The 20,806-nt window shown below is 60.7% G+C and carries 16 protein-coding genes; 10 read left to right on the forward strand and 6 right to left on the reverse strand.

The window, feature by feature from the left end; genetic code table 11:
• Positions 1–23: 23 nt before the first annotated feature.
• The 3 genes from NBG89_RS24255 to NBG89_RS24265 form a co-directional block, all read right to left on the reverse strand.
• Positions 24–683: a calcium-binding protein gene (locus NBG89_RS24255; RefSeq protein ID WP_431322886.1), complete on the reverse strand. Its 660-nt coding sequence runs from the start codon at positions 681–683 to the stop codon at positions 24–26.
• 274 nt (positions 684–957) lie between these two features.
• Positions 958–2,358, reverse strand: coding sequence for an HlyD family type I secretion periplasmic adaptor subunit (locus NBG89_RS24260; protein WP_431322887.1), 1,401 nt, complete (start codon positions 2,356–2,358; stop codon positions 958–960).
• The gene (locus NBG89_RS24265) at positions 2,355–4,115 is read right to left on the reverse strand and encodes a type I secretion system permease/ATPase (RefSeq protein WP_431322888.1); all 1,761 of its coding nucleotides are present in this window, start codon (positions 4,113–4,115) and stop codon (positions 2,355–2,357) included. Before NBG89_RS24265 ends, NBG89_RS24260 begins: the two co-directional genes overlap by 4 nt.
• A gap of 195 nt (positions 4,116–4,310) precedes the next feature.
• On the opposite strand from NBG89_RS24265, the gene NBG89_RS24270 reads away from it, so the two are divergent.
• The 7 genes from NBG89_RS24270 (at position 4,311) to NBG89_RS24300 (ending at position 14,069) form a co-directional block, all read left to right on the forward strand.
• Positions 4,311–4,883, forward strand: coding sequence for a MarR family winged helix-turn-helix transcriptional regulator (locus tag NBG89_RS24270; protein WP_431322889.1), 573 nt, complete (start codon positions 4,311–4,313; stop codon positions 4,881–4,883).
• A gap of 44 nt (positions 4,884–4,927) precedes the next feature.
• On the forward strand, positions 4,928–6,163 hold the full coding sequence (locus NBG89_RS24275; RefSeq protein ID WP_431322890.1) for a glycosyltransferase family 4 protein: 1,236 nt from the start codon (positions 4,928–4,930) through the stop codon (positions 6,161–6,163).
• Between the two features lie 204 nt (positions 6,164–6,367).
• Entirely contained in the window at positions 6,368–7,837 is a 1,470-nt protein-coding gene (locus tag NBG89_RS24280; RefSeq protein WP_431322891.1) for a DUF6212 domain-containing protein, read from the forward strand.
• Positions 7,827–10,505 (forward strand): glycosyltransferase, encoded by a 2,679-nt coding sequence (locus NBG89_RS24285; RefSeq protein ID WP_431322892.1) that lies wholly within the window; start codon positions 7,827–7,829, stop codon positions 10,503–10,505. Before NBG89_RS24280 ends, NBG89_RS24285 begins: the two co-directional genes overlap by 11 nt.
• Before the next feature lie 39 nt (positions 10,506–10,544).
• A complete protein-coding gene (locus NBG89_RS24290; RefSeq protein ID WP_431322893.1) occupies positions 10,545–11,723 on the forward strand; it encodes a polysaccharide pyruvyl transferase family protein in 1,179 nt (392 codons plus the stop codon).
• Between the two features lie 39 nt (positions 11,724–11,762).
• Complete coding sequence (locus tag NBG89_RS24295) at positions 11,763–12,935, forward strand: polysaccharide pyruvyl transferase family protein (protein ID WP_431322894.1); 1,173 nt, start codon at positions 11,763–11,765, stop codon at positions 12,933–12,935.
• A 21-nt stretch (positions 12,936–12,956) separates the two neighbouring features.
• Positions 12,957–14,069, forward strand: coding sequence for a glycoside hydrolase (locus NBG89_RS24300; protein WP_431322895.1), 1,113 nt, complete (start codon positions 12,957–12,959; stop codon positions 14,067–14,069).
• 73 nt (positions 14,070–14,142) lie between these two features.
• Here NBG89_RS24300 and NBG89_RS24305 read toward each other — a convergent pair whose 3' ends face one another.
• From NBG89_RS24305 to NBG89_RS24315, 3 genes are all read right to left on the reverse strand, one after another.
• Complete coding sequence (locus NBG89_RS24305) at positions 14,143–14,808, reverse strand: GGDEF domain-containing protein (protein WP_431322896.1); 666 nt, start codon at positions 14,806–14,808, stop codon at positions 14,143–14,145.
• A gap of 627 nt (positions 14,809–15,435) precedes the next feature.
• The gene (gene uxuA / locus NBG89_RS24310; RefSeq protein WP_431322897.1) at positions 15,436–16,623 is read right to left on the reverse strand and encodes a mannonate dehydratase; all 1,188 of its coding nucleotides are present in this window, start codon (positions 16,621–16,623) and stop codon (positions 15,436–15,438) included.
• 41 nt (positions 16,624–16,664) lie between these two features.
• Positions 16,665–17,387: a GntR family transcriptional regulator gene (locus NBG89_RS24315; RefSeq protein WP_431322898.1), complete on the reverse strand. Its 723-nt coding sequence runs from the start codon at positions 17,385–17,387 to the stop codon at positions 16,665–16,667.
• Between the two features lie 209 nt (positions 17,388–17,596).
• On the opposite strand from NBG89_RS24315, the gene NBG89_RS24320 reads away from it, so the two are divergent.
• From NBG89_RS24320 to NBG89_RS24330, 3 genes are read left to right on the forward strand one after another with little or no spacing between them, the layout of a single operon-like run.
• Positions 17,597–18,772, forward strand: coding sequence for an extracellular solute-binding protein (locus tag NBG89_RS24320; protein WP_431322899.1), 1,176 nt, complete (start codon positions 17,597–17,599; stop codon positions 18,770–18,772).
• A 57-nt stretch (positions 18,773–18,829) separates the two neighbouring features.
• Positions 18,830–19,930: an ABC transporter ATP-binding protein gene (locus tag NBG89_RS24325; RefSeq protein WP_431324538.1), complete on the forward strand. Its 1,101-nt coding sequence runs from the start codon at positions 18,830–18,832 to the stop codon at positions 19,928–19,930.
• The gene (locus tag NBG89_RS24330) at positions 19,927–20,805 is read left to right on the forward strand and encodes an ABC transporter permease (RefSeq protein ID WP_431322900.1); all 879 of its coding nucleotides are present in this window, start codon (positions 19,927–19,929) and stop codon (positions 20,803–20,805) included. The genes NBG89_RS24325 and NBG89_RS24330 overlap by 4 nt, the downstream gene beginning before the upstream one ends.
• Position 20,806: the final 1 nt, after the last annotated feature.

Genomic DNA, 20,806 nt, shown 5'->3' on the forward strand with positions numbered 1-20,806 from the left:
AGCAGGGCGCGCGGGGCTCGCCGTCAGTGAACCGTGAAGTAGTGGTCGGGATTGGCGTGGATGTCGTCGGCATCAACATTGACGAGGGTGAGCGTATCACCATGTCCGAGATCCACGACAACATTGCCGCCGACCTGGGTGACGCGCGAGGCCAGGTCTTCGGGCGAAGACACGTCGAGGCCATTGATGCCCTTCGAGATCTGCAGCAGATCCTCGCCCGCAGTAAAGTCGAGAATGACGTCATTGCCGCCGCCGCCGTCGAAGACGAAGACGTCATGGCCAGCACCGCCTGCCAACACATCGTTGCCGGCGCCGCCGTCAAGGATGTCGGCGCCATCGCCACCATAGAGGATGTCGTTGCCCTTGCCGCCGGACAGAAGGTCGCTTCCGTGTCCGCCAAACAGGATGTCGTTGCCCTTGTCGCCGTAGAGAAGATCATCACCCCAGCCGCCGACGAGGGTGTCGTGACCGTCTTCACCGTTCAGCAAGTCGCTGCCCTCGCCGCCGAACAGGGTATCGTTGCCCTTGCCGCCGAACAGCAGGTCGTCACCGTCATCACCGAACACGAGGTCGTGCCCGTTGCCGCCGCTCACGAAATCATCGCCCCCATGGGCGCGAATGAAGTCGCTGAAACGGGAGCCGAACAGGGCGTCGTGGTATGCACCGCCTTCCAATGTGGCCATCTGCCTCTCCTCTTCAGGTTTCTATGCACGCGTTGTTCGCACGGGGTGCGACGATTGCGCGCCTGGAATGTGCATTGCAAAAAAAAACTACGCAAGCGTCCCGGGAAGAGAAAGCGTCTAGTTTTGAGAAATAAATTTCTTATTTTGAGTCTTATTGGCACATCATTTCGAAATTGGCGGCTTTTATGATGTAAAATTCCTGCAGTTTACTTTGAAATAACTTCGAAATTTGAAACAAATTACACTTGGTTTCTCCCTATGTTGTTTCCGCGCCCTAGTCTTCTCTGAAGGCGCGATTGAAACTCTCGGCAACGGGAGAGGTAAGGTATTCGATCGCAAGGCGTGACTTGTGGATGATCAGCACCTCCGCAGGCATACCGGGATAGAGGCGGACATCGGGGTTTGCCTTGAAGGATGCCGGGTCGATTTTGGCGCGCGCGACGAAAAATGCGGAGTTTGACTTCTCATCTACCGACTGGTCGGCGGCGACATATGTGATGGCACCTTCCATAGGCAGGCGGGAACGCTGATTATAGGCCGTCAACCGGATCTGCGTTTTGGAGCCCACGGCGATGCTGTCAATGTCACGGGGATTGACGCGCATTTCGATCAGGAGAGGCTCATTTTCCGGAACGATCTCGATCAGCGGCTGGCCGGGCGTGACTGCGCTGCCAGGGGTGCGCAGGAAGATGTTGCTGATGATCCCGTCCTGAGGCGAGCGGATTTCAAGACGCCGCAAGACGTCGTTCGAGGCGGTGATCTGCTCTTCGACATCCGCGAGCTCGACGCGCGCCGTTGTGATTTCGCCGGCAATCGTCGACTGAAAATCGCTGTCGATGCCAGTCAGCGCAAGCTGTGCGCCTGCTCCGGCCTTTTCGGCCCTGGCCTTGTCGCCGACGAGTTCGCCCCGCTCCCTCGCGAGCTGGCTCAGCTTGGAGTCGATCTCGATGAGTTGCATGCGCGGTATGGCGCCTTTTTTCACCAACGTTTCTGTCGCCGTCCGGTGCTCTTTGACGAGGTCGATTTGCTGGTCGGTCGCCTGGATCTGGATGCCGAGTGATTTTGCTTGTTCGACGTACTCCTCAATGGTCTTTTCTTGGACGTCGATGCGCCCGTCCTTGGTCTCTCGCCGCTTTTTGAAAAATATCGTCTCCGCCCTGACGGCGTCATCGACCGTACTGTCCCGGGCGTCGCCGAAATCGTCCGGAAAGCTGATCTGCGCCGTGTCAATTTGCTCGGCCTTCAGTCGCGCCAGTTTCGCGATCAGGCCGATACGTCGGATCTGCAGCGACCGCAGGCTGGAACGGGCGCGCGTATCCTCCAACTCGATCAGGGGCTGCCCGGCGGACACCTTGTCGCCCTCCTGAACGAGCAGCCGGCTCATGACGCCGCCTTCAAAATGGCTGACGGTCTTTCGCTTCGAATCGACGATGACCGTGCCGCTGGCGACCGTCGCGCTGCTGAGCTCGGTCGAAACCGCCCAGGCAAAAAATCCACCGAAGGACACCAGGATCGTGGCCATCCCCGCGATGACAAGACGGCGGAGCGGCGAGCGGGTATCAAATTGTTCGAATTCCAAGTCGTGAGGGTTAACACCAGGCAGCACCGGCTGATGTTTCTGTAGACGCCGTTCGGAAAGGTCGGAGCGGGCTGCAAGAGGCTTCTTCTCGGTCACTTCGCAGTCACCTCGCGGCGTACTTCGCCCGGCATTGTGGCTGGAATCACGTCCGTTCGCGGCCCGAACTGTGTGATGCGGCCGTTTTCAAGCACGAGCAGCTTGTCGGCGACCTGCATGATGGCTGGCCTGTGAGCGATTATGATGACAATGGCGCCGTCGTCGCGCGCATGCTGGATCGCGCGGATGAGGGCGCGCTCGCCAATCGCGTCCAGGTTTGCGTTCGGCTCGTCGAGCACGATGAGGCGAGGCCGGTTGTAGAGGCAACGTGCCAACGCTATGCGCTGCCGCTGTCCTCCCGAAAGGGTCAGGTGTCCGTCACCGACGGGCGTGTCGTAGCCCAGTGGCAGGCGTCCGATCATGTCGTGGATGTCGGCCAATCGCGCCGCCTCCAGCACCTTGTATGGATCGCTGTCCGTCATCCGCCCAATGTTTTCTCGAATCGTGCCCTCCAAAAGGGAGACGGATTGCGGCAGATAGCCGACCACTTGGCCGAACGAGCTGCGCTCCCAGAGATAGGTGTTGTTGCCGTCGAGGAAGACACCGCCGGACGTGGGTCGCAAGATTCCGACCAGCAGCCGGGCGAGGGTCGATTTACCAGCCGCGGAGGGACCGACCACACCGAGGACCTCGCCCGGAGAGAGGGAGAACGAAATGCCCTTGATGATTGGCACATCCAGCCCCGGGGCTGCGTAAACCAGTTTGTCGATGACGATGTCGCCCGACGAATGCGGCGTGGGCATCGTTTGGCGGATAGCAAGATCCGTCTTGAGTGTGGCCTCAAGGCGACGCCAGCCTGCGATCGCCAGAACCCACTGCCGCCAGTTGTCGATGACCGAATCGAAAGGTATCAGCAGGCGTCCGACAAGAATGCTCGATGCCATCATTGCGCCTGGTGTGATTGCCTGCTCCAGCACCAGGAACGCTCCGGCCGCCAGGGTGACGATCTGGATGGAATAGCGCAGGCTGCGAGTCATGGACGACATCGCCTTGCTCCTGCTCCCGCTCGCTTCAAAGGCGCCGAGGGCTTGCATTTGCAGGGCGCGCCAACGATCAGCCAGGGCAGGCAACATGCCCATCGCCTCGATAGCCTCAGCATGTCGGAGCGATGCGCCAATCTTCGAGATCGCGTCGACATTTGTCTGGTTCGCTTCCTTGGTGAGTTGGCGTGTAAGCATGTCCGTGATCAGGCCGCCGCAAAGGAGCAGCGCTGCGGAGACGGCCCCGATGAGGCCGAATAGCGGATGCAAAACGAAAAGGGCGCCAAGGAAGATCGGTGACCAGGCCGCATCGAGGGGCGCGGTCACCGCGGACGAGGTCAGGAAGCTTCGCAATTCCGCGATGTCGCGAAGTGACTGGGTCGCGCGCGACAGGCCCTGGTCAACGGAGGCCTGAACGGCGGCGGCCAGGACTGGCGTGTTTAAGCGGCGCACGAGCGCGCCACCGATCGCTTGGAAAGACAGGGCGCGGATGAACTCCAGAACGCCGAGCACCACAAGGGCGCCGATCGCCAAAATCATGAGCATGACCAGCGTCTCCATGCTCTGACTGTTGAGCACCCTGTCATGAACTTGCAGCATGAACAGGGGCATCGTGAGTTGTAGTAAATTCAGACACACGCTAAGCGCCGCCGCATATATCAACCCGGACAAGAACACGCGCTTTGCTTGTGCGATCAGCAGCCCTGGGTTGTTTTTGTCGTTGCCTCCCAAAATTTGAGCCTTGCTTCTTGTCTCATTTTGAACAGTATCACGCATGGCGATTTGCCTTGAGTTAACGTTATGGCCATCTGCTGGAGGACAGAATTGGTTATAACCGAGCTGAAGTGTAGTATTGCTTATGCCAATCTGGCATAGACGGGGAGCGCGGGCAAGATCATGTCAATCAGGGGTGGTGGGCATATTTGAAGATTACTTCAAATTTTGAAGTATTTTTCCGAAATGGGGACTATAATGAACGAAAATGATGTGCTTAATCTATCCGAACTGAATGACGGTCTGAGAATTCAAAATAACGGTCAGGCTGCGCAAGCAGTTCCCGGGTATGCTCAAGATGTCGAGTCTGGTGACCTCCGGCAGATTACGTATTTCGAGCTCGCTCGCCTGATGGAGCGGGCAAGTAGACGGTTTTCCGGACTAATTCGCGCGGAACTCACCAAGCTTCGTGTAGATGATGTTGGGCCCGCACAGGCGATGATACTACTCGCAATCGGCGATTCAGAGCTTTCGGTCGCCGAGCTTCTAGAACGTGGCCATTATGTTGGTTCCAATGTTTCCTATTATCTGAAGCAGCTTGCCGACGGCGACTATATCGATCGCGTCGCCTCCCAGCGCGACAAGCGGTCCGCACGCATCAAGCTGACGGCGAAGGGGCGACAGCTGAGGGCAAATCTCCGCGACGCGGCGATGGCCTATGAGCGTGCGGTGAAACGTGGCGACCAGGATCAGCGGATGCTTGAGACGGCCTTCCAGACACTGCACGAGCTTGAACTGGCCTGGGCCAACGGTTCACGGTTCGGCGTCTAAGCGGTGGGTCGTGCCGTGGGCTCGGCAGGGGCGGACTAGACGCGATGCATGTGGCGTTTGTTCATCGTAGGGGCTTCGGCCAGTTCGCTGCCTTGGCCGCTCAACTCGCGCAGGCGGGCAATGAGGTCAGCCTTATCACCGAGACCATAGACCGGAAGATCCCATCCGTTCGAGTCGTTCGACATCGAACGGAATCGGGCCCGCGCGCAAATCCGCACATGGCCAGGCACATGGGCATTCCCGATCACCACGCGCGAATCGGCCATCGTGTTGCCGAAACGCTCGACGCAATGGTGCGGCAGGGCCTGGCGCCCGATGTTGTCGTCGGCCATATCGGCTGGGGCAGCATGATGTTCTTGAAAGACGTGCTGCCACAGGTGCCCGCATTGGGATACTGCGAGTTCTTCTACCGGTCGGAAGGCGCCGACATCGGGTTCTCCCTCGACGATCGGCCTGATCTGGAGACGCGCAAGAGGCTGCGCCTGCGCAACATCGCGCAGCTCTTGTCCCTCGAGGCCATTGAGGCGGGTATCAGCCCCACCCATTGGCAGAAAAGCCTGTATCCCGCCGACGCCCAGGGGCGCATTTCAGTGTGCCACGAGGGTATCGATACAGCGCGGTTTCGACCGGATCCGACCGCTTCGGTCACGCTGCCGGATGGGCGTATGCTCACTGCTGGCGGGCCTCCCATTGTCACCTTTGTCGCGCGCGACCTCGAGCCGTACCGTGGATTTCCACAGGTTTTGGAGGCCGCCGCCAAGGTTGCGCGGCAGTGTCGCGATGCCCTGTTCGTTTTCGTCGGCGGAAATGGCGTCAGCTATGGCGTGCCGCCGCCCGGCGGCGGGGCTTGGAAGGACCATCTCCTTAAGACGCTGGATATGCCGCGCGAGAACATCCTCTTCCCAGGCGTGGTGCCGCATTCCGTTTTGCGGCGACTCTACCAGATCTCGTCCGCGCACCTCTACTTGACCTATCCGTTCGTTTTGTCCTGGTCGGTGCTGGAGGCGATGGCGTGCGGCGCCCTGGTCATCGGATCGGATACCGCCCCTGTCCAGGAAGTTATACGCGACGGCCGGAACGGCCTTTTGGTGCCTTTTTTTGACACGGACGCACTCGCGAAGGCCATTCTCGGCGCCCTGAACGAGCCCGAACGCTATTTCCGGATGCGCGCAGCGGCGCGCCGGACGGTCGAATCTCGTTTCCGGCTGACGGACTGCCTCGATCGTCAACGGGATATTCTCGAGGGGTTGGTCGGAAAATCGCTTCTTCGTCAGGGTTGAACGAAAATAATCAATTAATACTTTGATTTTCAAAGTATATCCTAAGTTCTTTTCTTGCATGCCATCGAATTTTATTATTGTGCACCGCAATCTTAGTTGTTAGATTCTTGCTGACGCCGCGATGATTTGAGCAGCGAACTGATTGTCTGGCGTCTTTGGGTTTGTTCCGAATTAATTCTTCAGAGGCCGTAAGTGCGAGAGTTGATGTCCTCCGGCATTGGGAAACGACTGGCGACGAGAAAGCTGATAGCGGCATCGGATCGGGATCGCTCATGCTTCGAAGGGAGCGATATCGAGCATCTCATCGTTTGGCTCGAGGACAATGGCCGCCCTTCAGCGACATTGCAGAATGCATTTCCATTGATCGCCGTCGCCTTTTCCGACGAGGGTGAGGCGGATCTGCAGGAGTGCCTGGCGCTGCTTGGATCGTTGGGGACGGTTCCCGCGGTTCCCCTCCAGCGGCTTGATCCTGTCAACACGTCGGACAGTTTCGCGCTTCTGCGGGCGCTGGCCGAGGGTGGCGTCGGCCGGCTCGCAAAGTACAGCGCCTCGATCACCTCGGAGCTCGCGATCTTGCGCCGGGAGCGCGAAACGCTGCTGGAAAACTACCGGGTCCTTGAAGACGCGTTTCAGGCGCGAAACTGGGAGCCGGTTTCCGAGATTTTCTCCCACGATCCCTATGCCGATCCCAAGGACGACGGGATCGGGCAGTTACTTGCCACCGCCTTTGTCGAGCAACTGCTGCCGGTATCCAGCCTTGGCGTGGCCGGGTTCGCGCTTCACCTGCATTCGGTGCCCAGGGGCAGTGGCGAGCTTGTCGTCGCACTGAGCTATCTCGAGAGCGGCGAAGGGGTGGCCGAGTGGACCGTACCCTATGCACAGCTCGTGCCGACCTGGAATTTCTTTTCGTTGCCCCGTGCCTGCGGTGGGGCGGCGCGCACGCTTCGGCTGCGGATCTCCGCCACCGGACCCGAGACCGCCGGCGTTTCGCTCGGCTTTCCGATCGCCGGCGAGCGCTATTCGGCGCGGTCGGAACTTCCCCATCCGGATCTCGACCTGCGGCCGCTGGCGTTCAAGGTGTTCACGGGACTGCCAGGGGTCAAGCCCGTCAGCGCACCCAACATGATTGCGCCAAGCAACCTGCTCGAAGGCCAGTTCCTCGTCGATTATCGTTTGGCGGTCGACACGTTGAGCCAGATCGCGGACGTTTCGGTCACGCCCATCGTGCCGGAATTCCAAACAGTGCGGTTTCTTCAGCATGAGCATGCCATCGTCTGCCATCCGTTACCGAGCGGCATATCCGCGGGCGCCGTCAGTCGCGCCATCGAGCCCGGAACGATATCCTTCTCGGCAAGCGCCGTTATTGATCATCCGGAAGGTCAGCCCGCGGCGGTCAGCTTCCTGCTCGCTCCGGCGAATTCGAACGCGCGTTCCGAAGTGGCCGAGCTCGCGCGAAAGGGCGCGGCCAGGCCATCAGCATTCTTCAGCGGATGGCGCGAAGTCACCTCAAATCAGGTCGTCAACATCAACATCCAGCTGGAGGAGCCGGTACGCGGCCCGATGGATCTGATGATCCTCAGCCGCGCAGTGACGGATTCGGTCGATTTCTCCTGGCTCAAGGTGTCCGGCTTCAGGTTGGTCAAGCAATCGACGGAGGCCGCCAATGTCCGCTAATAGGGAGCTCCCCGATCTGATCGCAGTGGCTATGCCCCTCTATGGTCACGCAGCACTCGCCCTCGAGGCGATCGAGTCCGTACTTGCCTCGAATCTCAGTGGCTGCCAGGTCGTCATTGTCATCTCCGTCGATGGCGATCCGCGGCATGAGACCTTCGATCAACTGCTGCTCTACGCCGCGGCCCATCCTTCCGTCCATGTCGTGATCGGCCAGAACGCCGGGCCGGGCGGCGCACGCAATCGCGCCATCGAATACGTTCTCGAGCGTTTTCCCGAGACGAAGGCTGTCTATTTCCTGGATGCCGACAATCGCGTCCTTCCCGGCACCATCCAGACGCTTTACCGGCAGCTCCAATCCAGTGGTTGCGGGTGGGTCTACACCAATATCGATACGTTTTCGGTCAGCTGGCGCGCCCACTACGGCAACCGCTATTCGCGGCTGGTCCACTGCATCACCGACAATATCTGCGACACGGGATCGATGATCTCGATCGACGTTTTCCGGACGGGTGTGCGCTTCAACGACGACAGGCAGAACGGCTTCGAGGATTGGGAGTTCTGGCTGTCCTGCATCGAGCATGGCTTCGTCGGCACGCCCTGCCATGACACGGTCTTTGAATACAGGCTGCGGGCGGAGAGCCGCTTCAAGGAGGCGAACCGGGACCGCGCCACGTCGGTAAGCTTCCTGCGCAAGCGCCACAAAACCTTGTTCCAGCGACCGATGCTGGTCGATTTCGAGCATGAGGAGTGCCCGCGCTACCTGTTTGCGCGAACGGAAGATACGGCGATCTCCTTCTTCACCGATCCCACCAAGCCACCGACGATGCTTCGTCTCGACGACATCATCCCGGCATTCTGGGCCAACATAGGCGAACCCGACAATGAACACTTCCCGCCGTTCATGGTCGCCGGAAGCGGCGCTGCGCTCGACCTGCTCCGGCGTTCGCGCATGCTGCCGAACGTGCTTGCCCACCTTGAGCGCTTGAGCGAGAGCAGCAACGTCGTCTTCGTCCAACTCGCCAACGATGCCGCCCAGCGCAAGATCGAGCCGATCGTTCATGGGGCGGGTGGAGAACGAATAGGCTCCGCCGATCTTATTTTCCTTTCGACCCGGCTCATCCAGGACGTGGTCCAGAACAATGCGGTGGACTGGTTCGCTTCGATTGGCAGCCAGCAAGTATGGCCGACATCGACTGTTCTGAAAGTGCGCTTCCCTTTTCCAAGAAGCCTTCCGCGCCGCTCACTCATTACGCCTCAGCAGGTGATGATCAATTGCGTCAACGCGATTGCCGTCAGTCCCTTACGTGAGACGGCGGGCAGGCGGTGGACCTGGCGTCCGGCACGACTCGTGCCCTACGCCGATCTGCACAAGGCCCTGCGCAAGGAAGTTGGGGGCTTCCCGGTTCTGCCGCTCGGGCACAGCGAAGGTAAGCGCACCGTAGCACTACTCGTGCCGAACGCGTCGTTCGGGGGGGCCGAGAAAGTCGTCTACGCGGCCGCCCGGGAATTGAAGGCGGCGGGTTATGAAACCCATCTCTTCGTGCTCGGCACGTCCCGGATGGACGTGATCGATGAATTCGATTCCAGCTTCGACTACATTCACTTCTGGGACGCGGGAATTCCGGCCTGGGGAGGGTCGGGTTCCTTCCTGGGGCAGGACTTTATCGCCGAGGGGCATTCGGTCGACTGGGAGGCGCTGAAGGGACTGCTTTCCGGCTTCGACCTCGTCATCAACAACCACGTGATGGCCGTCCATCCCATCATCGCGCGACTGCGCTCCGAAGGCACGCGCACCGCTTGCTATCTTCACGTCGTCGACAACACGGCGTTCAAGAGGCCCGCCGGGCAGCCCTTTGCTGCGATTGCCCACGAGCATTGCTACGATGCCTTCCTGACCTGCTCCGAACAGCTCAAGATCTATCTGCACAGCTATGGCGTCCCGCACGAGAAAGTTTTCGCCGTTGCCAATGGTGCGAGTTTCACGGTGCCGCCCAAGGCCCTGGCCGAGGTTCTGGCCGTCAGGCGGATCGAGCGCAAGGACGACCGCTTGCGACTTCTCTACATGGGGCGGCTCGATCAGCAGAAGGGCATCGATCGACTGGCGGCGACGCTCGCGGAACTGCGAGCCTCCAATGTCTCCTTCGACGTCCGGGCGATCGGAGGGGAAATCCTTGCCGATTCCAGCTTGTCTTGGAGCGAACGATTGAAGGACCTCGGCGTCGACGTGCGCCCCCCCGTCTTCGCCAGCAAGGATCTGATCAAGGCGCTGGGCTGGGCCGACGTTCTCGTCATGCCGTCACGCTGGGAGGGCGCGCCGTTGATGATCGCCGAGGCGCAGCAGCTCGGCTGCGTGCCCATAGCGACGGCGGTCGGCGCCGTGGACGAACTCATTTCCGACGGCGAGGACGGCATTCTCGTCAGCGCGGCTTCCGATCCTCAGGTGGTGAGGGAGATGGCGCGGATCATCGAAGAGGTCGCGCGCAATCGCGAGAAGCTCGCTCCGCTGATGGAGGGCTGCCTGCGGACCGCCGCGCGCCGGTCATGGGCCTCGTCCTTCTCGGATTTCATCGCGTGGAGCGACCGCTCCGTGAATAATTCATCACTGGCGCGCGCCGCAGTCTTTCGCGAGCAGCCAGTGGCAAATCCCGTGGTCGCGGCGATCGGCTGATTGCCGGGCCGCTCCCCTGAAACAGAAAGGTCTAGTCGAATGCGTCCACGAATTCTCGTGACGGGTATTCCTGGTCACTACACGCGCCTTGCCAACGGCGCCCACGGCCTGTCCGTCTCCTATGCCGAGCGGCAAAAGCAGCCGGAATCGAAAGAGGATTTCCTGCAGGAGCTGCGCAACATCAGCAACACCGGCAACTACCTCATCGGTGAGGGCGCCCTGCGCGCGCTTGCGCCGCATGCGAAGCAGGTTCCCTTCTGGCATCTCTACAATTTGAGCAAGAACGGCGGCGGGTTCGACGAGTTCAACGCCAACTTCGACATCTGCGTCTTCACCTGCGCAAACCTGTTGCGCAAGGGGCTCTCCGCCGACGCCGAGGCTGAGGTCCTCAGCCGGCTCAACATGCCGATCGTCATGCTGGGCATCGGCCTGCAAAACCGCAAGGACCTGGAGAACAATCTTCCGGAGGGAACGAAGCGGCTCCTGGCCATCTTGAAGGAGCGTGAACACTACTTCCTGACGCGCGGCCACGAGTCGGCCGGCTTCCTGAAGGACCAGGGGTTCTCCTTCGTGCGCCCGACCGGTTGCCCTTCCGTCTATTTCATGCCGGACAACATGCGCCGGTCCATGACGAAGCTGTCGAGCGTAAAAATCGGCAAGGCGCGGACGATCTTTTCAGGTTACCTCGGCGGCAATCAGGATGCGATCCTCGACGCCAATGCGCTGGCCCCACAGGACACCGTTCCGCAATACGTCGTGCAGGACGAGTTTCTCCACTTCGACATGAAGGTGGAGCCCAACGACGAGGGGCGCGTCTATGATTCGGCATCGGGGCTGATGATCGGCGACCTGGCCTATCCCGGCACGGAGCGGGAGAAGCAGCGGTTCGAGGTTCGCACGTTCTACGACACTAACCAGTGGCGCGCCTGGGCCTCGTCGATGGACTTCAATCTCGGCCGTCGCTTCCACGGATCGATCATCGCCATGCAGGCGGCGGTGCCGAGCCTGATGGTGGCGGTGGACGACCGCATGCGCGAGATGCTCGGCTTCACCGGCCTGCCCGCCGTCGACATCACCGATATCGACAAGGCAGAGAACCGCGCCGAATTCGTCGCCGATCATCTGGCAAAGCTCAATGCGAGCGAACTTGTCGACCGGTATTCCGACCGCGAGCGCGCCTTCCGCACCACGCTTCGTGAAATCGGCATCGGACACTAGCGGCCCCAGGGTCATCTCTTTTCGGTTCAAAGGACAGTTATGCGTATCTTGCTCACGGGAATCCCATCCTATCTGCAGCGGACGATTGCGGACGTCTCCGGCACGACCGTCATCCACCGACCCTATTTCGACGAGGCCAAGACCAGAAAGGACCTGATCTCGCAAGTCAGGAGGATCGCCAACACCGGCAACTACCTGATCGGCGAAGGGGCGGCCGAAAGCCTGCGCGGCCATGACGTCACCTATCTGCCGTTCTGGCATCTCGCCAACAATCGGGATTCGAACGAGCTCTACGAACGCGTGAACCGCGAATTCGACTTGTGCGTCTTCGCCTCCGCCAATCTCCTGCGGCCTGGCTATTCCGCCGACCTCGAAGCGGAGATCTTCGCCAAGCTGAAGATGCCGGTTGTCGTGATGGGCATCGGCATCCAGCGGAAGGAGGGTCTCAAGGAGCAGCTGCCGGCTGGGACGCTAAAATTCCTGGAGGTCTTGAGAAGCAAGGAAAGCTTCTTCCTCACACGCGGCTATTTCACCGCCGAGTTCCTCAGGGAGCAGGGGATGAAGTTCGTCAAGCCGACCGGCTGCCCGTCGCTCTACTTCTCGCCGAACGACATGAAGCGCTCGCTTTCGGCGCTTGCCAATCCGGGACTGGCGGAAGCCCAGAAAATCGCCTTCGGCGGCTATCTCGGCAGCGTTGCCGATACGATCGTTGATGCCCACGCGCTGCTCAAACCCGACAGCCTTGCAAGCTATGTCGTCCAGGACGAAGTGGTTGCCTACAATCTCTCCCTGACCGGCAATGATAACGACATCGTCTATGATCGGGCGAGCGGGCGGATCACCGGGGGGACCGAATACAAGCACTCCGAGAAATGGCAGCGGAAATACGAGCTTTTGGTGTATTTCGACACGAACCAGTGGCGCACCGCGATGTCGGCGCGCGACCTCTGCTTCGGCCGTCGCTTCCACGGCTGCATTATCGGCATGCAGGCCGGCACGCCGGCGCTCATGATCGCGGTCGACGACCGCATGCGGGAAATGCTGGAGTTCATCGGCTTCCCCTATATCGAGGCGGCCACCTGGAACAGGGAGGCGGACAAGCGCGCCTATCTCGCCAATTTCCTCGGCAAGATCGACACGCAGGCCGTGATCGACCGCTATAGCGCCTGCGAGGCGAATTTCCGAAATGCTCTGGGGCAGATCGGACTGTAGCGGATGGGGGCGAGACCGCGAATGCGCGCGCTATCGGCCTGCGCGCTCTCAGCGCTCTGGGCCCTGGCTCCGGCGCCGCCGGCGGACGCGGGCAATGTGCTCCCCGATCGCATTGGCATTAACCGGGTAAACCTCGCCTGGCTTTCCCGCGCCGATCAGGAGCGCGTGCTGAAGGAGATAGCGGCAAGCGGCATCACCCATGTCCGACTTTCGCTATCGAGGCCGGTGGACAAGAGCATCGAAGCGCTCGAAATGGCGAACCGGCTCGGACTGAAGATCCTCCTCGAGATCCAGCTCGGGAACAAGGACTACTATCCTGCGGGGACGCGCCCTCGTACCGGTTTCGGTCGCGTCTTGGACGCTCAACGGCTTTCGGACCTCGATCTCGATCTTTACCGTGAGCACCTGCGTGCCGCGCTTCGCCGTATCGACGGCATGGGCATCCGCATCGACGCTGTCGAGCCGGGAAACGAGATAAATTACAGCGCCTACAATGGCGACCTCGTCGTCTACGAAAACCCTGGGCGGCGGACGCCGCGCAAGGTTTCGGAAATCGCAAATCGCCCAGCGTTCGAGCGCGGCCTCGACGCCTATGTCGCCATCGTACGCGTCACCCGGGAAGAATTGCGAACGACAGTGTACAGCGGTAACGCGCTTTTGGTTTCAGCCGGGCTTTCCGATGTCGGCACTGGCGAGGCCGATCGCCGCGGCATGGAACGGCTCGCTCCCGGGGCGGTTATTTCGCTCCTGCGAGAGCGGGGAATTGATGCGCTGGTCGATGGCTACGGCATCCATGTCTACCCAGGGCGTAAAAGGGACGCAGCGCTCGCGCGCTACCTGACGACGCTCCTCGATTTTTGCCGGCCCGAAGGGCAGGGCAAGCCGTGCTGGGTGAGCGAGTGGGGCATTGCCAACACCGCGCATTCCTGCCCGCTCGACGACCGTGAGCGCAAAGAGGCAGTCCGCGCCGTGCGCCGCGGCTTCTCGGAGATGATGGAGGGAGGGAGGCTGGAAGCGGCCTACTACTACGACTGGGATACGCAACCGGTGTACAGCGTCTGGCGCTGCGGCGTCTTAAGCCCGGCCGGCGTCGCGGCCACAGAAACGGATACAGGCGGTAGGGTGGCGAGATGACGGGTCTAATCTGGCCGCTCCCGTATATCCGAACTGTAAAGCCGAATATTCCCGGCAGGCCCGAACGGCCCTCTCACGAAAACAACTCCCGAAAAAGGAGGGGGCCAGCCTCTTCCTCCGCAAGGGCGGCGCTGTTGGCAGCCTCGCGGAGTGCCTGGAAGGCGGATTGGTCCCCGACCCTGGTACCGCCAAACCGCACCGTCACGGATATCTGCCGCTCTTGCCCGGCTACGAAGGTGGTTTCGTATACCCTTGCGCGGATGCGCTCGCAGATGTCGCTGACATTTTCCGTTGTTGCGCTTGGTAGATAGATCCCGAGTTCGTCGGAGGCAAGGCGGGCGACGAGATCACCATAGCGTACGCAAGAATGCACGATCTGAGCAATCGATTGAAGCAGTGTATCTGCCCATTGTGGTCCATAACGACGACCGATCTCATCGAAATTGCCGACCCTGAGAACGAGCACGACGCCATCCGGACTTTCCGCGGTGCTTTCGCGCCTGCGGTCTATCGCATGCTCGAGCGAGGTCGCAAATGCGTCGGCGCACAGTGTTCCTGTGCCGGCATGATGATCGAGCGCGCGTTCTTTTTGGAGATCACCAACCGCTTGTTTGCGTCGGCGAAGCGCAAATTGCAGCGGAAATGCAACAGCCGCAGATATCAACGCCGCAGCGGTCAATTCGACCCAAAACGGACGTTCGGGAACAAGCAGGCTTAACAAGAAAACAATTGCGGTCATCCCAATCGCCCAGGAAAGGGCGCCGAGCATTGCACTCTTGATATGCGCGACGATTGCGGCTTGGCGAAAACGAAATTGCAGAGTCATCGGTCAAACGGAGCTTTTGCGGTGGTCGCTATCTTTGACCGATCCGGCGAAAATAGCAGGTGAATAAATCTGATGGCATTTTAGCGATGGGCCACGCGGAATTTCAGCGTCACGCAGACCAGATCGCCGGCCTGTAAGGCCAAGGCGCCTATGCGCTTGTTTAAGAACCCATTCGCACCATCCTCATCACGCACGCCTTGAAGGTCAGCAATGGCATTGGCCTGCGACAGGCAGCGATATTTTGCATGCAAAGTTTGCTTTTAAGGGCCGTTCGGTTGTCGGCCGCAACGGCCGAAGGCGTTCAGGCCGGAAGACGCAAGCGGATTTTTTACAAGGATGGGCATCCCGTTCATATTTTTGCGATTGCGCGGGCGGCGCCCAATATTCCGGGACTTCCAGGGATTTTGTAAACCGCCTGAAGTGCTTGCTTCGGGCGGTTTACCGCGTCCGACCGACGTCGGTCGGCAGCCTATGTCACGGACAGCAGGAGGCGCTGTTATCTGCAAAGATCTTTGTGCCTCCCAAGCGATAGGGGCGCATTCACGTCGGCTGCGCGCCCAACGCGTAGAGTATGCCGCGAAGCTCCGCCAGGCCGCGCAAACGCCCAATCGCAGGATAGCCTGGCGTCACGTTCTTGTTGAGATCATCGAGCATCCGGTGGCCGTGGTCGGAGCGGAATACGATTGTCTCGTTTGCCTGACGCCGGCGGTCTTCGGCGACAAGCTCTTTGAGAACCGCAACCATGTCGACGTCGCCCTCCAGATGCGCGCTTTCGTGGAAGGTGCGACCATCGCCCTCGCGCTTGGTTGCGCGCAGATGCGCAAAATGGATCCTCGACGCAAAGCGACGGGCGATTGCCGGCAGGTCGTTGTCGGCGCGCACGCCAAGGCTGCCGGTGCAGTAGCACATGCCGTTTGCTTCAGAAGGGACCGCTTCGAACAGGGCGGCATAGTCATCGGCCGTCGAAGCGATGCGTGGCAGACCGAAGAGGGAGCGCGGCGGATCGTCTGGATGCAATGTCAGTTTGACACCGCGGGCTTCGGCGGCCGGCGTCACGGCCTGCAGAAATTCGATCAGATGCTGGCGCAGCTTGGCAGCGTCGATACCGGTATAGGCGGCAAGCCTTTCACGAAACTGCGGGAGCGTCAGCGGTTCGGTTGTCGAGCCGGGTAGGGCGGAGGTTATGATCCGCGTGACGTCCTCAACCTCGGCTTCGCTCATCGCATCAAACACGTCGCGCGCACGTGCCATGTCCTTGGAAGAGTATTGCTGTTCGGCGCCGGCACGCTTCAACACGAAAAGATCGAAGGCGGCGAACTTCTCGTGATCGAAACGCATGGCTGTCGCACCGCTATCGATCACATGGTCAAGTTCCGTGCGCGTCCAGTCGACCACGGGCATGAAGTTGTAGCAGACGATCGGTATCCCGCAGGCAGCGACAGCCTCAAGGCTGGCGATCCAGGCCTCGATTTCCGCTTTGGCGCGTGCGCCATTGCGCTTGACCGCATCGGGGATAGGGATGCTTTCGACGACCGACCAGGTCAGGCGCGAACGCCCGGGCGGCGTCGTTTCGATCATCGCCTGACGCTCACGCACTTCGCCTTCAGTCCAGGCGCGCCCGATGGGGACCTGGTGCAGCGACGAAACGATATTGGTGGCTCCGGTCTGGCGCACCTCGTCAAGCGTTACCGGTGCCTCCGGCCCGAACCATCTCCAACCTTGGCGCATGTATTCCTCCTTGGGGTGTTTGTCGTTGTTTGCTGATCGGCTCAGCAGAAATAATCTGGATATCGGGTGCGAAGCTCGGCGACATCAGGGATGACGGCGCTCAGATGGTGCATCATCGCCGTGTGCGCTGTCTCCGCGTCATGGGCGGCGATCGCGTCGCGAATGAGCTCGTGCTCGTGCACAACATTGTCCATGCGGCCAAGCACCGGCAGCGTCAGGCGCCGCGCCCTGTCGATCTGCACCTTGACCGTCTTGAGGATCGTCCAGATGCCGGGATACCCAGCAATACCGGCAATGGCCTCGTGGAAGGACTCATCCTCTTCGTGAAATGCCGAGGTGTCGCCGAGGGCGGCAAGCGATTTCTGCCGGGCAATGATGGAATCGAGGCGGCCGATATCGGCTGCCGTCGCGATCTCGGCCGCGCGCTCGACCGTTGTGCCCTCAAGCGACTTGCGGACCACCACTGCCTCGGGAATTGCCGAGACCGGCACCCGCGACACGACGGTACCGGATTGCGGGTAGATATCGACGAGTCCGCCTTCCGACAGCCGCAGCAACGCTTCGCGCACCGGTGTGCGGCTGACGGCAAACTCTTCGGCAATCCGCTTTTCCTGCAACTGCATTCCGGGCGGTATCCGCAGAGCAAGAATATCCGCGTAGAGCCGATCGAAGATCGCGCCGGCCGTTGTCACGCGGCGAAGCTTCGCTGGCCTTTCGGCTTCGGGAGCCATGGCTGCCGGAACGGGAACAACTGCTGCCTGCATAAGGTGCCCTGACGTTGACTTGATCATGCATACTAGTATATCAATTTATCGCGACTGCCAAGAAGCGCCGTGGAGGAATGGTGTTTTTGGCAATCATTTCAGGAGGTTTCACACAGTTTGAGGCAAGGTTCCGGTCCCCTGCAGCGATCGGGTCGAAGACGCACGGCACTGAATTGGCGGCGTCCGGCAACAAGAGGAGGAGAAACAGAATGAAAGTCACCCGCAGAACATTTGTCGGTACCGCGGCGGGCGCCGCCGTCGCGACCATGTTGCCCTTGAAGGTCTTTGCCCAGGCGAAGAAACCGGCAACCCCGGTCACCATCACGATTGCGGACGTTGCCGGCAACCTGGCGCTGACGCAGGGAATGTTCGAAGCCTATGCTGGCGAAAAGGCCGACTGGGTCTCCAGCTTTGCCTTCACAAAGGCGCCGGCACCGGAGCTGCCCGGCAAGATCAAGGCCCAGCAGGCGGCCGGCAAGGTCGATATCGATCTTGTTCTGACCGGCACGGACGCGCTTTCGGCGGGTCTTGATCAGGGCCTTTGGATCGATCTTGCAGCACATAAGTCGGAACTTCCCAACCTCGAGCAGATCCTGCAGCCGCAGGCTTTCAAGATGCAGGCTCTTGCCAAGGATCAGGGCGTCGTCATCACCTATTACCCGTCCGGCCCGCTCATCGAATATATGCCCGACAAGGTGCCCACGCCGCCGAAGTCGGCGCAAGAACTGCTTGACTGGGCAAAGGCCAACAAGAACCGCTTCATCTATGCCCGGCCAGCCAATTCCGGCCCTGGCCGTACCTTCCTCATGGGGCTGCCCTATCTCCTTGGTGACAGCAACCCGCGCGATCCTGCCAAGGGCTGGGCAAAGACGTGGGACTATCTCGCCGCACTCGGCGAACACATCGAGTACTATCCGACTGGAACCGGCCAGGTGATGAAGGAGCTTGGCGAAGGCACGCGCGATATCGTGGTTTCGACGACAGGCTGGGACATCAATCCGCGTGCACTCGGCATCGTTCCAGCCGAGGCGAAGGTACAAAAGCTCGAGGGCTTCCATTGGGTTACCGATGCGCACTACGCCGTAATCCCGAAGGGTGTTTCGGACGAGAAGATCGGCGTTCTGATCGATGTCCTCAACTACATCCTGCAGCCCAAGCAGCAGGCAATCGCCTACGACGCCGGCTATTTCTATCCGGGCCCGGCCGTCAGGGACGTCACCCTTGATATGGCACCGCAGGAAAGCCAGGACACGATCAAGGAATTCGGCCGGCCCGAATATGCCGACTGGATCGCCAACAATCCCCTGGAGGTTCCGCTGGAACCGAAACAGCTCGTTGAAGCCTTCCGCATCTGGGACGAGAAGATCGGCGCCAAGAAGGGCTGATCGAAGGACATCGACCGGCCCGGGCTTGCGTCCCGGGCCGACGACCTCATTGTGCAGATGGAGATTGGTTTGACCTCGGTTTCGAATGCCACCGCGCCGACGCGCAAGAACGCACGCCTGGAACTCGATGGGATGCGTCGCGCGTTCGGGGCGTTCAATGCCTTGAACGGTATCGATCTTGCAATCGAGCCGGGAGAATTCGTGGCCCTGCTTGGCCCATCCGGCTGCGGCAAGTCGACGGCGCTCAACTGCATTGCCGGCTTGCTGGCGCTGACCGGCGGCGAAATTCGCCTTGGCGGCACACGCATCGACCAGCTCGAACCCGAGCGTCGTGGCTTTGGCATGGTCTTCCAGAGCTACGCGCTGTTTCCACATATGAGCGTGCGCAAGAACGTCGGATTCGGCCTTGCCATGCAGGGTATCAAGGGGGCGCAGGCCGATCAGCGCATCCGCGATGCCCTGGCGCTGGTACGCCTTGAAAGCCAGGCCGACAAGTTGCCGGGCCAACTCTCCGGTGGCCAACAGCAGCGCGTCGCGATCGCCCGCGCCATCGTCATTCGCCCCCCGATCGTGCTCATGGACGAGCCGCTATCGAACCTCGACGCGAAACTGCGGCTCGAGATGCGCGCCGAAATTCGCGGCATTCACGACCAGATCGGCTCCACGACCATTTATGTTACTCATGACCAGGACGAGGCGCTGTCGCTTGCCGACCGCATCGTCGTCATGAGCCAGGGCAACATCGAACAGATCGGCTCGCCGCAGGATCTCTACCAGCGTCCCGTCAATGTCGAAGTTGCAGACTTCATGGGCTTCAGGACGCGCGTTGCGGGCCGCATTACGCGCGTGTCGAGCGAAGAGGCCGAGATCGAGGTTGCCGGCACGAGGCTTGTCGGCACGATGCGCCAGCCGCTTAGGGTCGGTGACGCAGCCATCCTGTCCGTCCGCCCGGAAGATCTTGTCGCTTCGAGCGGCGATGGGATCGCCGCCACGGTCACAAGCATGGAGTATCGCGGCCGCGCGTTCTTCGGCATGGCGCGGGCTGCTGACGGTTCGGAACTCTATTTCCGGGCTGATGAGCCGCTGGTGCGCGGCGCCTCGACCAGGCTGCAGCCGGCCGCCGGCCGGGCGCTCGTCTTTGCAGGAGCGGCGGGATGAGCGGCCCTTCGCTACAAACACGGCTTGCAGCCCGAGGTCTCGACGGCACGACGCTCCTGCTGCTGCCAGGGCTGATCTTCATGCTCGCGCTCTTTGTCTACCCGTTTCTTTACGGGGTGGCCGATTCCCTCATGCCGAAGGAGGGCGCGTGGTATAACAACTACACGAAGTTCTTCAGCGACCCATTCCAATACCAGACCATCGCCGCGACAATGTGGCTGGCGCTGCCGGTCACCGTGATCAATCTGGCATTCGCGGTGCCGGTCGCGCTCCGCGTGCGCCTGATGCGCAGGCAGCGGCTGCTGACCACCATCCTCGTCTTGCCCATTACGCTCGGCACTGTCTTCGTCGCCGATGGCCTGTTGACGTTTCTCGGGCCGCGGGGCTGGTTCAATCATACGCTATTGATGCTCGGCATTCTCGAAGCCCCAGTGAAGCTCACCAACAATTACTGGGGCGTCTTCGCCTCGCTGCTGATCACCGGCTTTCCCTTCGCGTTCCTTCTGACGCTATCCTACGTCACCGGCATCGATCCGGCGATCGAGCAGGCCGCAGCGACGCTGGGTGCCGGACCGCGACAACGCTTCTTGCGCGTGTTTCTGCCGCTTCTCGTCCCGGGGCTCGCCGTCACCTTCTGCCTGGCCTTTGTTCAGGCCTTCGCAGTCTTTCCATCAGCCGTGCTCTTGGGAGCGCCCGCCGGTCCGACCCGCGTCATCTCGATTGCCGCCTATCAGGCAGCCTTCGAGCAATATGATCATTCGCTCGGTTCGGCGATCGCGCTGATCATGGGCGGCGTGGAGCTGGTCGTCGTGCTTGCCGTTTTGGCTACACGCTCACTCTTTTACCGCGGCCCGGCCGGCGGAACGAAAGGCTAGT

The sequence above is a fragment of the Rhizobium sp. YTU87027 genome (assembly GCF_050644135.1).
In the GTDB taxonomy this organism is placed as follows: domain Bacteria; phylum Pseudomonadota; class Alphaproteobacteria; order Rhizobiales; family Rhizobiaceae; genus Rhizobium.

Coding starts and splice junctions, on each gene's coding strand:
- NBG89_RS24320 (WP_431322899.1), top strand. CDS start 17,597: ATGAAAGTCACCCGCAGAACATTTGTCGGTACCGCGGCGGGCGCCGCC.
- NBG89_RS24280 (WP_431322891.1), top strand. CDS start 6,368: ATGTCCTCCGGCATTGGGAAACGACTGGCGACGAGAAAGCTGATAGCG.
- NBG89_RS24265 (WP_431322888.1), bottom strand. CDS start 4,115: ATGCGTGATACTGTTCAAAATGAGACAAGAAGCAAGGCTCAAATTTTG.
- NBG89_RS24315 (WP_431322898.1), bottom strand. CDS start 17,387: ATGCAGGCAGCAGTTGTTCCCGTTCCGGCAGCCATGGCTCCCGAAGCC.
- uxuA (WP_431322897.1), bottom strand. CDS start 16,623: ATGCGCCAAGGTTGGAGATGGTTCGGGCCGGAGGCACCGGTAACGCTT.
- NBG89_RS24325 (WP_431324538.1), top strand. CDS start 18,830: ATGGAGATTGGTTTGACCTCGGTTTCGAATGCCACCGCGCCGACGCGC.
- NBG89_RS24300 (WP_431322895.1), top strand. CDS start 12,957: ATGCGCGCGCTATCGGCCTGCGCGCTCTCAGCGCTCTGGGCCCTGGCT.
- NBG89_RS24330 (WP_431322900.1), top strand. CDS start 19,927: ATGAGCGGCCCTTCGCTACAAACACGGCTTGCAGCCCGAGGTCTCGAC.
- NBG89_RS24255 (WP_431322886.1), bottom strand. CDS start 683: ATGGCCACATTGGAAGGCGGTGCATACCACGACGCCCTGTTCGGCTCC.
- NBG89_RS24305 (WP_431322896.1), bottom strand. CDS start 14,808: ATGACCGCAATTGTTTTCTTGTTAAGCCTGCTTGTTCCCGAACGTCCG.
- NBG89_RS24295 (WP_431322894.1), top strand. CDS start 11,763: ATGCGTATCTTGCTCACGGGAATCCCATCCTATCTGCAGCGGACGATT.
- NBG89_RS24290 (WP_431322893.1), top strand. CDS start 10,545: ATGCGTCCACGAATTCTCGTGACGGGTATTCCTGGTCACTACACGCGC.
- NBG89_RS24270 (WP_431322889.1), top strand. CDS start 4,311: ATGAACGAAAATGATGTGCTTAATCTATCCGAACTGAATGACGGTCTG.
- NBG89_RS24275 (WP_431322890.1), top strand. CDS start 4,928: ATGCATGTGGCGTTTGTTCATCGTAGGGGCTTCGGCCAGTTCGCTGCC.
- NBG89_RS24285 (WP_431322892.1), top strand. CDS start 7,827: ATGTCCGCTAATAGGGAGCTCCCCGATCTGATCGCAGTGGCTATGCCC.